The organism is Paenibacillus marchantiae, assembly GCF_028771845.1.
Lineage (GTDB): Bacteria > Bacillota > Bacilli > Paenibacillales > Paenibacillaceae > Paenibacillus > Paenibacillus marchantiae.
Window position 1 is genome coordinate 5,288,524 of record NZ_CP118270.1, and the last position, 14,013, is coordinate 5,302,536.

The window sequence follows — 14,013 nt, forward strand, 5'->3', positions numbered from 1 at the left end:
TCATTGTCCCCCTGTAGCCAATGTCATAATGTTTTCCTGTGTTGCCTCTTCTTTTGCCAGTTCACCACTAATGCGTCCCTCATGCACAACCGCGATTCGATCGCTCATGCCAAGCACTTCAGGCAGTTCGGAAGATACCATAATGATGGCAACTCCGCGGTCAGTCAGCTCGTTCATCAACTGATAAATCTCTCGCTTGGCTCCAACATCCACACCGCGTGTCGGCTCATCCAGGATGAGCACACTTGGGCCAATGCCGACCCATTTGGCGATAACCACCTTCTGTTGGTTGCCCCCTGACAGGTTTCGTACCGCTGTTTCGGATGATTGTGTCTTAATTTGCAAACGTTTGATGAGCGTATCGACGAATTCCTGTTCTTTCTGGGTCGAGATGAACCCCTTACTTGAGAAGCTGAACAGATTAGGTAAGGCCATATTCTCACGAATGGAGAAATCTAATACCAAACCTTCATCCTTCCGGTCTTCGGTAATAAATCCAATTCCATGTTTAACCGCGTCGGCAGGCTTCCGAATATGAGCCTTTTTGCCTCGAATCATAATTTCGCCACCGTCCAGAGGCTCCAAACCGAAAATCGACCGCATGATCTCTGTCCGTCCCGAACCCATCAGCCCGGAGAACCCGAGGATCTCGCCTGCTCTCACCGTAAAGTTGATATTTTGGAACAATCCTTTGCTGCTTGCGTTCCTTACTTCCAGGACCACTTCACCATACGAAGGATTGCGTGCCGGATATCGTTCCGTAAGTTCCCGTCCGACCATCTTCCGCACAACTTCGTCAAAACTGGTCTCCGGGATCGCCTTGGTATCTACCGTTTTACCGTCACGCATGATCGTAATCCGGTCGCAAATGGTGAAAATCTCCTCCATCCGGTGCGAGATATATACGATGGAAACGCCATTTTCCTTAAGCGAAGTGATTACGCCGAACAACTTCTGAATCTCCCGCTCCGTAAGCGCCGCCGTGGGCTCATCCATGATGATTACTTTGGCGTCGGTCATCAGTGCTTTGGCAATTTCAATCATTTGCTGCTGACCGACAGAACATTCCCCGGCAGGACGATCCAGCGGAATCTGTACGGAAAGCTTGGCAAACTGCTTAGTGGCAAGCGCTTTCATTTGTCTTGAATTCAGCAATCCAAAAGACGAAGTTATTTCCTTACCTATGAAGAGATTATCAAGCACCGTCATTTCCGGCCAAACGTTTAACTCTTGGTGGATAAAAGCAAGCCCCATCTTCTCAGCTTCCTTCGGATTGGCAAAATAGGTTTCTTTGCCGTCAATGGAGATGGTTCCCTGATCCCGCCCATGAAGACCGATCAAAATGTTCATTAGCGTGGATTTTCCAGCCCCGTTCTCTCCCATCAGGGCATGAACCTCGCCTTCCTTTAGTTCGAAATCCACCCCGCTTAGCACTTGGTTGGTGCCAAAAGCTTTATATATGTCTTGCATCTGAATATGCATGATACCGTCCCCCTTTTAACCGAAAATGACGCCCGATTGTAAAATGCAATTGGCATACGGCGTAGCTTCGCCCGTACGAATGACCACTTTGGCATTCCGGGTCAACGCCTTGAATTGTTCATGATTAATGGAAACGTCAATGGCTTCATCGCCAAATTTCTCGGTAATAAACTGCATAGCTTCTGGATTCCCTGCCTTGATTTCTGTTGCCAAAATCACTTTCTCAACGACCATATCGTCCGCAATAAGCTCCACGATCTCTTGAAAACTCGGTGTTCCCAGTTTCAAGGACAAATCGATTTTGGGGACCCCTTCTGGAACCGGAAGGCCAGCATCCGCGATGACAATCATGTCCGTGTGACCCAAATCAGACAACACCTTCGAAATGTGACTGTTCAATATTCCCAGCTTCTTCATTTCAGGCTTTCCTCCACTTCACCCCGTGTCGGCATGCCTCCTTGTGCCCCAAACTTGGTCACGGATAGCGATGCAGCCCGGTTGGCGAATCTAATGCTGTCTTGTAGCGGTTTGCCTTCAGCCAAAGCCACCGCAAATGCGGCGTTAAACGTATCACCCGCTCCGGTTGTATCCACTGGTTCCACCTTATAAGTAGGTACAACGATTTCCTGTTCGCCGTCAAAATATCGAACTCCGTTGCTGCCCTCCGTAATAAACAATTTGTTTGGATATTTGCGCAGCGCTTCTGCCGGAGTCATGCCCTGAAACAATATCTCGGCCTCATGCTCGTTCGGCGTGATATAAGCAGCTTTGTCAATGACCTCATCCGGTACTTTCCTTGCAGGTGCAGGATTCAACAACAGGGGCGTTCCGCTTTGGGCGCAAATCTCGCTGACACGAACAACGGTTTCCTCCGGAATTTCCTGCTGAATCAGTACAATATCTGCACGTTGGATCACTTCTGCCGCTTCATCGACATAAGCCGGTGTAACTTCTCGATTTGCCGCTTCAACAACCACAATACTATTATCACCTTCAGCCAGCACGATATGAGCCGTACCGCTCTCCATATGTGTAACCGGTTTCACATTCTGCGTATTTACACCATTTGCTTTGAAATTATTTAAAATGGCTGTACCAAAAGCATCATCACCCACCCGGCCGATCATGGAAACATCGGCCCCCAGCCTTGCGGCAGCAACTGCCTGATTTGCTCCTTTGCCGCCAGGAACTGTTTTGAAGCTGTCGCCAAGGACGGTTTCACCCGCCCCCGGCCGCCTTGCAGAAGTAACAACTAAATCCATGGAGCTGCTGCCAATTACGCATATTTTAGCCATCTGAATTCACCTTTCTTGTTGTGCCCCGTTCAATGAAACTGACCGGGAGCTGTATGTGTTTGTTTTCGATTGGAGCTTGTTCCACCAGTTTGATAAGCAAACCGGCTGCTTCCCTTCCCATCTCATAGGCCGGTTGGCGAATGGTCGACAATGCTGGTGATAGCAGGCTGCTCATCGGGATATCGTCGAAGCCGATAATTTGCATATCCTCCGGAACTTTTTTACCGATTCGCAATGCCTCGTGCAGTACCGCCATAGCTGCGATGTCATTACTTGCAATGACTCCGTCTGTATCGCCGTACTTGCTAAAAAGCTCATCCGCCCATAAGCCAACATCGTTAAAGGAAAAGGATGTCGTTTGGATTACGCGGTAATCCAGACCAGCTTGACGTATGCTCTCGATTGCGCCTTCAAAACGATCCTGTGCAGGTTTGATATGTGCCGGCCCCTGCATAACCGTAATTCGGCGACTTCCACGCTTGATGATCTCCCGTGCAGCCAGACGTCCACCCTCTCTGCCATCCGCAAATACGGAGGGACTGTCCAGAGGTGTTCTGTCAAGAAACACCACGGGAATTTTCAAGTTCTCATATATTGAAGAATGAGGGTAATTCGTTGAAGAGATTACGCCGACTACATTATTCTGGATAAAAGTCTGGATGTAATCCTTTTCCTTCTGTTCATCCTCATCACTATTTCCGAAAATCAATCTGAAATCCTGCTCCTGCATCCGGTCCTCTACGCCGCGTGCAAGCTGCGGAAAGTAAGGGTTTGCAATATCGGGTAACAGCAGGCCAATCAATTTGGACTTACGCTTGTATAAAGAGCGGGCCACCTCATTGGGAGAGAAGTTAAGCTGCTTGACCGCCTCCTCCACTTTCTTACGAGTGTCCGCATGAACATAACCTCTTTCATTAATGACCCTTGATACAGTGGCAACTGAAACGCCAGCGAATTTAGCTACATCTTTTATTGTTGTCATGAACGTTCACTCCTATGTGTGTAACCGGTTACAGATATGAAAATATCATATTTTATTAAGTTTGACAATCCTTTTGTTACTGGAAATTTATCCAAGTCACCAGAAAGAGACCTGATTACACTTGCTTTATTATGCCCTAGCATCTTCATAAAATGACTACTTGCCTTGAATTCAACTTATCCATTAGAGTAGATATTGGAGGTGTACATCATTGAAATTTAACGAGTATGTTATAGGCGAGACCTATAGAACAGAGTCTATTCAATTGTCAAAGAAAGATATTATTGATTTTGCAAAAATATATGACCCTCAATATATGCATATAGATGAGGCAAAAGCCAAAGAAGGACGCTTCGGCAGCCTCATTGCTTCGGGTATGCAGACGATGAGCACGTCCTTCAAACTTTGGGTGGAACTCGGGATATATGGAGAAGATGTTATCGCAGGAACCGGCATGAATAACATAAAGTTTATCAAACCTGTGTTTCCAGATGATGAAATCAATGTTCTATCCGAAGTGATTGAATTGGCTCCAAGAAGAAGCAGGGGTGGAATTGTTACCGTGCTGCTCACTACTTTTAATCAAAATAATGAGAAGGTTTTTCAGGCAGAATTAAGTGCTCTGATTAGCAACTGAATTTGTACAATTCGTTTCCGTTGTTGACTTTGAAAACAAAAACGATCGCACATCAGGTCTGATGCGCGATCACTGCTGTACAATCTCAATTCGTGTATCATTTACAATATTTCGATATATCCTTCTGTTCCATGTACCCGAATTCGCTGCCCATCTTTTATTCGATGAGTTGCCTTCTCCACTCCGACAATGGCTGGCAAGCCATATTCACGCGCAATCACAGCTCCATGGGTCATCAGTCCACCCACTTCGGTAACTAGGCCTTTTATAGAAACAAATAATGGTGTCCAGCTCGGATCAGTATAGGGAGTCACTAGTATATCTCCATCTTCCAGATCAGCATCTTCAATATTGAAGATGACACGTGCACGGCCCTCTATCACTCCGGAAGAAACAGGCAGGCCGACAATGGCTTCGGCTGGCATATTTTCACGTTTATACTGACCTGTAATGATTTCACCATCAGACGTGAGCACGCGAGGTGGAGTTAGCTTTTCATAGATTTTATAATCGTCTTTCCGTTGGGTAATGATCTTCTCATCCAGTTTATTGGTGCGTACAACTTCACGAAGTTCTTCAAAAGTGAGAAGGTATATATCCTCTTTTTCGGCAATAACACCGGCTTGTGCAAGTCGTTCGGCTTCTTTCAATAAAGCCTTTTTATATACGAAGTAACGATTGATCATGCCGTATTTGGGATATTCCCGATAACCGATGAAGTTGCGAACTAGGTCAATCATTCGTTTCGTTTCCTTGGCTTTTTGTTCACCATCAGGCAATAGCTTCAATCGATCCAATATTTCCTGTTCTTTCTTCAATGCTTCCTGTCGTCCCTGCTCAAATTTTCGTTTGCTTGCATTAGGCTTAAAGTTTCTGATGTTACCCAGAATCAACGGTACAAGTGTAATGGGTTTTTCAATCCAACGGGTTCTGGTCAGATCGATTTCTCCGGCACATCGCATTCCGTATTTGTCCAGATAATCCTGGATCGCTTCCCTTGTTTCCTGTCCACCCTCAACCTTAACCAGTTCATCCATAAAGTCATCCTCTTTCACTTGCTGTAAATAAGCAATGACTTCAGGATACGGACGAATCACATCTGCAACATCCAGTAATGCCAGACCCATTTCCGAAGTGATATTGTTAGGTACAGATTGAGACAGCGTATCTGCTGCATTTTTCTCACCCAACCACTCTTTCATGTTTTCATTGATCCATGCTGAAGCATTCATGGCAGTCATAAATACATTTGAACTTCGTGGGTCAGATAGAAATCTCTTCAATTCTTTCAGATCTTCAAGGATAAAATCAAACAAATCCAATCCAGACTTGTTTTGGATGTTACGTTTTAGCTCTTCTACTGAGGCTTGATTGCTCTTAATCAAATCAGAGACGATAGTCGATTCATTTTCAATATGTGCTTGAAAACCATCAGATACGCTCTGTTTATGGTGATTACGCGGAGTTGGTGCTGGATGATCAACAGGTAACGATTTTATGAAATTCCCGCGCTCTATTACAGTTGTAAGTGCGTCCTTAAGGAGCGGATCGGATTGTCCCATGGTATTTATGAAGTTTTCTCTCATGACAGGCGAAGCTAGCCTAGGCGTAATATCAACAAACAATCTTCCACCAGCTATACGCATGGGTGCCGGAGTCGTTAAAAGAAAGAAAGATAAGCCCAGCGGTTTCATGGGATCAGTCATCATTTGTTGATGACCCACAGATAGGTACACATGATTTTCTTGGTCACTCGCTTCAGGGATCGGGTATAACGTTGTGATTGGCCGACTTTGGACAATATAAAACATATCATCCGCCAAACACCATTCAATATCTTGCGGGAAACCAAAATGAGCTTCGATCTGTCTTCCTATGCGTGCCAGTTCTAAAATTTGTTGATCGGTAAGTGTTTGCGTCTTTTGCAGCACGGGATCGATCTGATGTGTATACGTTCCACCTTCTTTCCGTCCATAGATACCCAACGTTTTGACGGCTATCCTCTTATCGACAATTTCACCTTCCCGTACTTTATAACAATCAGCAGATACCAAGCCGGACACCAGCGCCTCACCAAGTCCAAAGCTGGCGTCGATGGAAAGCAATTTCCGGTTGGATGTGATCGGATCAGCCGTAAATAAAATCCCTGAAGCCGTTGGGAATACCATCTTTTGAATGATAACGGACAAATAAACCTGACCATGGTCAAATCCATTTTGCATACGGTAAATTACCGCGCGATCGGTAAACAGGGAAGCCCAACATTTGCTGATATGATGCATAATTGATTCTTTCCCAATGATATTTAAGTAGGTGTCTTGTTGACCCGCAAAAGAGGCATGTGGTAAATCTTCAGCGGTCGCACTGGAACGCACTGCATACGCATGGCCCTCTCCAAATGTGGAGAGAAAATGAGCAACTTCTTTTTCAACATCGACTGGAATGTCTACGCCCAGAATAAGTTCCCTGATCTTCCTGCTGATTTCACCAATTTGCTCTCGTTCTTCTACTTTCAACAAGGTTAATTGATCCAGTAAAGCATGATACATTTCATTTTGTTCAATGGCTTTCTGATATCCAACGGTTGTAACACAAAATCCTTCAGGGACGTAAATTCCTTCAATCTTTGATAACTTCGCTAGATTTAATCCTTTTCCACCAACGAGTGCAAGCTGCAATTTTTCCATTTCCTGAAACCCGATAACCAAAGAACTCATTCCGAATCTCCCCTAACCAATAAATTGAGAAAAAAACATTTGACAAAGAGTTTACCGCCATGATAAGATTTAAATATAAGATAAGATATTTATGTCTTCGATGTCAAAAGAAATGTAATCTGATTATATCATTGTGTTTGTTTATATACAATATCGAAGAACTTGGGATAATTACCCAGGTTCTTTTTTGATTCAAATAATATTAATCCCTATAGAAACATGGCTCTCCTCAACCAGATCACTGTCGTGAACATGTTATGTACCACAGATGTTGAAGCCAACAGAAAAAGCAACCTGCCCTCAAATGAGGTTGGGCTGCTTTTTTTCAGTAATCGCCTTTTTAAGACAGTAAACATTTCAACAGGGTAACAAGATCTCAATTTTCGTACCTTGCCGCACTTTGGATTGTACATGAATTTCTCCGCCGTGTGCTTCCACGATCGTTTTGGCGATACTCATCCCTAGTCCAGAACCTGCCGTCGATTCCTCTGTATTTGTTCCCCGATAATAACGATTGAACAAATGCTGCAGCGTTTCCTCATCCATCCCTTTCCCATTATCAAATACGCGTATACATGCCTTATTGTTCATTCTGCCGATGGAGACGGTGACGTTAACGCCTGGCGGGTTATGCTTCACGGCGTTGGACAGCAAGTTATCCATTAACCGCAGCAGCCAGGTTTCATCAGCCTGTACCCACAAGGGACGCTCCTCCCCAACATAGTGAAACTGGTATTCAGACAGCGTAGCGTCATTGACATACTTCAGCACGGAGCAGCGCACCAGTTCAACCAAATCGATTTTCCGAATCTCCATAATCGAATCGCCCTGCTTAAGCTGATGAATCATGGAAAAGTCAGAGATCAGCTCAAGCATATAATCCCCTTTTTCCCGGATCGTCGCCCCCATGGTACGCATCTCTTCTCGGCTCCATTGTTCCGGTAAACTCTCCAGCATATATCCATACCCTTGAATGGTGGACAGAGGTGTGCGCAGATCATGTGAAATTCCTGACATCCATTCTCTTTGATCTTTCTCCAGCCGCTCGCGCTCCTTCTCGGTTTGGGCCAATTGATCAGCCATTTGGTAGAAGGATTCAATGACTTCCTTATAGAGCCTGTATCGGTTTCGCATCGTGCCATTGGAGCGGAATATCTTGCGTTTGTCCTTGGCGGTAAGTACCTGATCGTACTGCCCCCGCCCCATACGTTCGAACCAGCCTGCGAACAAAATCAGCGGCTGACCGTAACGGTAGCCATGCCAAATCGATAAGGGTACTGCCAAGAGAAGAGCTAGACCTGCAAACCACATAAGTCTGCGCGTTGCCGTATCCATCGCTGGATGTTTCAAAGGGCCACCCGCTGGATTGGGCGTATAAAGAATCCAGGTCATTCCACTACGCTGGTCCCGATGGGCGACTATATTGGTATCATAGTTGCTGGGCGATTGCTGGATTGCCAGAATGTCCAGTGGACGGTACCCCTTCTGCAAATACGTTCCATCACCGATGGCTTGTTCGGTATGACCCGTGGAATTAATTACCTGGAGATAACTACCGGTTTCACGCAGTCGCTGATCCAGAAAGGAAAGCTTTTCGCTAGATACCATGCCTTGCTGCCCGTATTCGTCGAACCAGGCCTTGAGCTGATTAAGGTCAGAACTTTGGTAGCCAAGGATATACAGAACCGGCACATTAAAGGCAAAGTTCAGATGAGTTTGAACAGCATACGTCCCAAGTGTCCGTGTCTCCTGAATATCGAGCAGTTGGGCGATTGAGTATGATGGCGACAGCCCATCATGCGTATCTGTATTTACTTCGTAAATGACCCCTCCTTCGGCATTTACAACCTGCATCCACATTCCTTTTTCCTCAATGAGCTTATCCCACTTGGGGGAGATTTGAATGGTCCCGTCTTTTGAAGAAGCTTCTTGAGCAATCAGTTGTAAGGCACCCACCGGAAAGTTCCGGCGCAACTCACTATTGGTCGTGTTTTGAAAGAATATAATGCAAGCAATGAGAGTAATCGCCAGAATGATCAGGGCATAAAAGATCAATTGATACGTGAAGTGAAATGTCATGCGCTGTTGTATCTTCATTGCTCCTGAAACTCCTTTGACAGCTTGTAGCCGAGCCCGCGTACGGTCAGCAGCAGCTTTGGATTTCCTGGATCGATCTCGATCTTCTCTCGTATGCGCCGAATATGTACCATTACCGTCGAGTCATCTCCCTGTCCGTTGATCCCCCACACCTGATCGTAGAGCTGTGTTTTGGAAAATACGACTCCCGGAAACTTGCAGAAATGCAGTAGCAGATGGAAAACCTGTGCAGGACAAGGGACAGGCTGTCCCTCCACGCTTAACTCGCCCTCCGCCTCATTCACGGTGAAGCGTCCGAATCGGTAAACCCCTGGTTCAGGGCGTTTCACCTGACTCACAGTTGGAGCTTCAGGCTCCAAACGGCGTATGCGCGCCTGAATTCTTGCAGCTACCTCCAAAGGATTGAAGGGTTTGGTAATATAATCGTCCCCGCCCATGGCGAATCCTCTCAGCACATCGAGATCGGATGCCTTAGCCGTCAGAAACAAAATATGCGGATTTCCGTATTCACGGAGCTTGGAACAAAGCTCCAGACCACTCCCGTCCGGGAGCGTGATATCGAGCAGGACAATATCCGGGGCAACGCGCTGTACCAGATCGAGAGCTTCCGCACAGGTGGAAGCATCGTACAGCTGATGAAACCCAGCCCTGCGAAGCACCATTTGCAGCATGGTGACAATCGAGGGTTCGTCGTCGACAATTGCAATTTTAATATCCGTTTGATTGGTCATCGTTTTCACCCATTTCATAGTAGCATACTCACATTAACAGAACCTAAACGGCTTGGGCAAACTTAAACGATTGTTCAGCAACTCGTTTAGGCTCTGTTTCAGTAACGCTGTTAGCATAGGAAATGAAAAATCTGATTCGCGACAAATCTATTTTATTTTAGGAGGAAAACATTTGATTATTACAACAACAGCAGTAATTGAAGGTTCCCCGGTTAGACAGTATATCGGCGTTGTAACCGGTGAGGTCATCATCGCTGCCAATGTCGGGAGAGACTTTCTCGCTTCATTTAGAGATCTTGTAGGCGGTCGTTCTCGTACCTATGAGAACAAGCTAAGAGAAGCAAGAGATGCTGCCTTTGAAGAAATGACCGAGCAAGCCGCACAGATGGGAGCCAATGCCGTAATCGGTGTGGATCTGAACTACGAAGTTGTTCGTCAAGGTATGCTCGTGGTCGCAGTCAGCGGAACGGCAGTTATTATCTAAACTTCAACGGCATTATCGCGCTGTCCCAAAATAATCCTCACGCTTTATCAATTCACAATAAGGAGCTTACATGCAAATGAAAAAAATCACGGCTTCAATTCTGTCCTTATGTTTACTTACCTCAGGGCTTCCCTCCGTTCATGCAGCAGAAAAAGTGATATCCGTATCATTAAATGGCGAGTCAACCCAGTTCAGTCAATCCTCAGCGATCGTAGACAAAGGGGTAACTCTCGTCCCCTCAATCATTTTTCACAACGTTAATTATATCTCTTAGTCTTGTTATGAAACGGGATTTCATTTTTTTGTTACAGCTACTCGCAGTTTGTGATATGGTCAGTGAGGTGCGATCAGCCCGTACACATTTACATATCATGCGAGGAGAAGATTGAAAGTGAATGAAATAAAAGCATTGGAGAACCCGAACAAGTTTAGTGATCCTTTATTTGTGACACTAGTTGCAAGTTTATGTTGCTTGTTATGGGGGAGTGCCTACCCGTTTATTAAGCTTGGATATAGTGCTTTTGACATCCTGGCAGAAGATATTCCATCCAAATTTGTATTTGCAGGTTATCGATTTATTTTAGCAGGATTACTGCTCCTATTCCTGTTTCGTGTCATTAGTAAACGGAAATTTGAACTGTCTGGACGACAATTTTCAAGCTTAATATTGCTTGGCATGTTCCAAACGGGTCTGCAGTATATGTTTTTTTATGTGGGTGTAGCCAATACGACAGGTGTCAAAGGTTCGATTATGAATGCGACAACGACCTTTTTCAGTGTTGTTCTAGCTCATTTTTTATATAAAAATGATAAACTGAGCAAAAATAAAATAGTCGGCTGTTTGCTAGGATTTATTGGCGTAATTATTGTGAATTTCCACTCCAATCTGCTGGAATTCTCCTTCTCTCTCACAGGTGAAGGTTTCGTTATTATGGCGGCTCTTATTTTTTCCATTACGGCCATCTACGCAAAGCACTTGACAGGCTCCATCGACGTCCTCGTTATTACTGGAGTTAGCTTGTTTGTCGGCGGACTGGCACTCACCATACTGGGACTCCTGCTTGGCGGCCGGGTTACACATTTTACACTCGAATCAACGGGTATCTTGATTTATTTAGTTTTACTTTCATCAGCTGCATTCTGCTTATGGAATCTACTTCTGAAATACAACAAAGTGGGGAAAGTATCTGTGTATAACTTCCTTATCCCTGTCTTTGGTGCATTGCTATCGGCGTTGTTTTTGGGAGAAACGATTTTGGAATTCAAAAACCTAATTGCATTGCTCTTTGTATCCATCGGTATTTATATGGTTAATCGCGTAACCTCTCGAAAGTTCTCAAATACCCTGGAACCTTAGTTCAAAAAGAAAAGGAAAAAATAATAACAGGGGCGCGACATTGCTCGCGTCCCTGTTTGTTTCCAATTGTACGAATACTCAACATCAAGTCGTTGAATTAAGCAAATGCCTCGTCAGATTCCACTCCCGCATTACAAACAGGAGTAAACGACATTACGCAAGCGGCGATGAACATAAGGCTCCTGATTGTTCAGCAGATGCTGCGCATACATGACCGTGAGTTCAGAATCTGGATCAATGATGGCCATGCAGCCGGCAGCACCACTCCATCCAAATTCACCAAGTGGGCTTAACGAACCGCTGCCCGCTTTGGAGATATGCGTGCGCACACCCAGTCCATAACTATACCCTCCCATATGATCCCAGGAGTAATCATCACGGGTCAGATCGTTCAGATGGTCTGTGCGCATCAGCTCAATTGAAGCATGTGACAGAATGCGCACGCCTTGCGGACTGGTCCCGCGTCCAGTCAGAGCGTTCAGGAACAGTGCATAATCGCTAACGGTGGACAACAACCCGGCACCGCCGCTCTCCAAATCCGTGCCTACCCGGAATCCGTTTCCGTCCATGCGTACGGCTTTTTCAAGCTCATCATTGTAAGCATACTGGGGAATCAGACGGGTCTGCTGTTCATCGTTCAGATCGAATGCCGTATCGTTCATACCTAGCGGTCCGGTAATTTCCTCTTGCAGATACGTACCAAAGCGTCTGCCACTCACAACCTCCACCAAGGCTCCGAGCACATCGTGACACATGCTATAGTTCCAATGCGTACCTGGCTCAAACAGAAGTGGTTCCTTGGCGAGCGCTTTCGCAAATTCTCTTGTCGGTAATGTTCCGTTCGTGTTCTTCACAGCTTCCTGAATGCTTGGCGAGCCAACATCATAGGAGAACCCGGCAGTCATCGTAAACAAGTCACGTACTGTAATCGCCTTTGTCGCTTTTTCCAATCTGACCTCGCCGCTCGATAATGTTTTCTTCACCGTCATCTCGGCATATTCCGGCAGATAGTCAGATAACGGATCGCTCAGCAGCAATTGCCCTCTCTCTACAAGTTGAAGCGCTGCCACACAGGTCATAATTTTCGTCATGGAGTAGAGATTGAAGATCGCCCCATCGCCGATGGGCGTTTGCTCCTCCAGATTAGCGTAACCATTCCGGTAACGGAAAACGGTATCATTTTGATGCATCACAAGGACCTCTGCCCACGGAATTCTCCATGATGTGATGCGATCAATAAATGAAGCAAGCGGTTTAAAGTCCATATTTCCCCGTCCTTCTATGTAGAATCGTTATCAATACACATAGTGGATCTGTGTTCATGCACATGGCCCACATAGTATTAATATACGACCATTCACATGCATTGACCATATCTAATAATAAGCAACGTTTAAACAATCTGTACATTTTTTAGGATCGGTACGATTACTAGAGTGTCTTGACCATGATAAAATCGATTTGTTCCTCGTCCCCCATGTAAAAAGAGTGAGAGCCAGTCTGGACAAACCCCATCTTCTTGTAAAAAGCAATGGCATTGTCATTCTTTTCCCATACGCCAAGCCAGACTTCCTTCTTTTTGTGCTCCAATGCGGTCTCCATCGCTTTATTTAGCAGATATTTACCCAGTCCATGCTTTTGGAATTTTTTCCTGATATAAATTCTCTCAATTTCTAGTGAAGCATCACTCATTTGTTCGGATTGGGCGCCATCACGATTCACCTTTAGATATCCGGCAAGTTCCTCATTGTAGTAGACGAAAAAGATGTCTGAGCAGCTATTGGACAGTTCATCTTCCAACTGTTTAGCGTTAAATGCTCTTTCCAGATAAGCTCTCATATTGTCAGGGGAATTCTGATCTTTGAATGTATCGTTGAATGTTTCTATACTTATTTCTTGTAGTTTTAGTAAATCCTCGGGACTGCATGCTCTAATTTCCACTGTCATTCTGATGTATCTCTCCTTCTATGAATCAATTACTTATTTGAAAACACTTCAGTTTTTTTGTTGCAAATACAACATTCATTATGTTCTTAATCTACTCTAATTTTGTAGAGTTTGCAACATAAATTAAGTGAGACGAAACAGGTTGAAATACAAGGCAACTCCCAAAAGCGTTTTTTTGTTCATACTATCTTGACGTTTATTTACAATCCACACCTCTATGTTTATTAATGAACAAATTTAATGAATCTAACAATTGATTATACGATTCTCTCTTATATAATAAT

At 44.9% G+C, this 14,013-nt stretch carries 12 protein-coding genes; 3 read left to right on the forward strand and 9 right to left on the reverse strand.

Going from position 1 to position 14,013, the window contains the following annotated elements:
* Genes PTQ21_RS23670 through PTQ21_RS23685 form a run of 4 tightly spaced genes read right to left on the reverse strand, consistent with a single transcriptional unit; the run spans position 1 to position 3,759 of the window.
* Entirely contained in the window at positions 1–1,482 is a 1,482-nt protein-coding gene (locus PTQ21_RS23670; RefSeq protein ID WP_063562750.1) for a sugar ABC transporter ATP-binding protein, read from the reverse strand.
* Between the two features lie 15 nt (positions 1,483–1,497).
* Complete coding sequence (gene rbsD / locus PTQ21_RS23675) at positions 1,498–1,899, reverse strand: D-ribose pyranase (RefSeq protein WP_072733236.1); 402 nt, start codon at positions 1,897–1,899, stop codon at positions 1,498–1,500.
* Positions 1,896–2,777 (reverse strand): ribokinase, encoded by an 882-nt coding sequence (rbsK, locus tag PTQ21_RS23680; protein ID WP_072733237.1) that lies wholly within the window; start codon positions 2,775–2,777, stop codon positions 1,896–1,898. Before rbsK ends, rbsD begins: the two co-directional genes overlap by 4 nt.
* Entirely contained in the window at positions 2,770–3,759 is a 990-nt protein-coding gene (locus tag PTQ21_RS23685; protein ID WP_072733238.1) for a LacI family DNA-binding transcriptional regulator, read from the reverse strand. Before PTQ21_RS23685 ends, rbsK begins: the two co-directional genes overlap by 8 nt.
* A gap of 211 nt (positions 3,760–3,970) precedes the next feature.
* Between PTQ21_RS23685 and PTQ21_RS23690 the strand changes: the two genes are divergently transcribed.
* Positions 3,971–4,396, forward strand: coding sequence for a MaoC family dehydratase (locus PTQ21_RS23690; RefSeq protein WP_063562754.1), 426 nt, complete (start codon positions 3,971–3,973; stop codon positions 4,394–4,396).
* A gap of 101 nt (positions 4,397–4,497) precedes the next feature.
* On the opposite strand, the gene ppsA is transcribed toward PTQ21_RS23690, so the two are convergent.
* The 3 genes from ppsA to PTQ21_RS23705 all read right to left on the reverse strand — a co-directional run bounded on the left by ppsA (position 4,498) and on the right by PTQ21_RS23705 (position 9,959).
* Entirely contained in the window at positions 4,498–7,113 is a 2,616-nt protein-coding gene (gene ppsA / locus PTQ21_RS23695; RefSeq protein WP_274567378.1) for a phosphoenolpyruvate synthase, read from the reverse strand.
* A 357-nt stretch (positions 7,114–7,470) separates the two neighbouring features.
* A complete protein-coding gene (locus tag PTQ21_RS23700) occupies positions 7,471–9,210 on the reverse strand; it encodes a HAMP domain-containing sensor histidine kinase (protein WP_063562756.1) in 1,740 nt (579 codons plus the stop codon).
* Positions 9,207–9,959, reverse strand: a complete 753-nt coding sequence (locus PTQ21_RS23705; RefSeq protein ID WP_274567379.1) for a response regulator transcription factor — start codon at positions 9,957–9,959, stop codon at positions 9,207–9,209. Before PTQ21_RS23705 ends, PTQ21_RS23700 begins: the two co-directional genes overlap by 4 nt.
* 154 nt (positions 9,960–10,113) lie before the next feature.
* Here PTQ21_RS23705 and PTQ21_RS23710 point away from each other — a divergent pair, with 154 nt between their 5' ends.
* The gene (locus PTQ21_RS23710) at positions 10,114–10,425 is read left to right on the forward strand and encodes a YbjQ family protein (RefSeq protein ID WP_274567381.1); all 312 of its coding nucleotides are present in this window, start codon (positions 10,114–10,116) and stop codon (positions 10,423–10,425) included.
* Positions 10,426–10,816: 391 nt separating this feature from the next.
* Positions 10,817–11,782, forward strand: coding sequence for a DMT family transporter (locus tag PTQ21_RS23715; protein WP_197521381.1), 966 nt, complete (start codon positions 10,817–10,819; stop codon positions 11,780–11,782).
* A gap of 131 nt (positions 11,783–11,913) precedes the next feature.
* Here PTQ21_RS23715 and PTQ21_RS23720 read toward each other — a convergent pair whose 3' ends face one another.
* Both PTQ21_RS23720 and PTQ21_RS23725 read right to left on the reverse strand, forming a co-directional pair.
* Positions 11,914–13,047 carry a serine hydrolase domain-containing protein gene (locus PTQ21_RS23720; protein WP_072733242.1) on the reverse strand — a complete coding sequence of 378 codons (1,134 nt, stop codon included), beginning with the start codon at positions 13,045–13,047 and terminating at the stop codon, positions 11,914–11,916.
* 166 nt (positions 13,048–13,213) lie between these two features.
* The gene (locus PTQ21_RS23725; protein ID WP_274567383.1) at positions 13,214–13,729 is read right to left on the reverse strand and encodes a spermidine/spermine N(1)-acetyltransferase; all 516 of its coding nucleotides are present in this window, start codon (positions 13,727–13,729) and stop codon (positions 13,214–13,216) included.
* Positions 13,730–14,013: the final 284 nt, after the last annotated feature.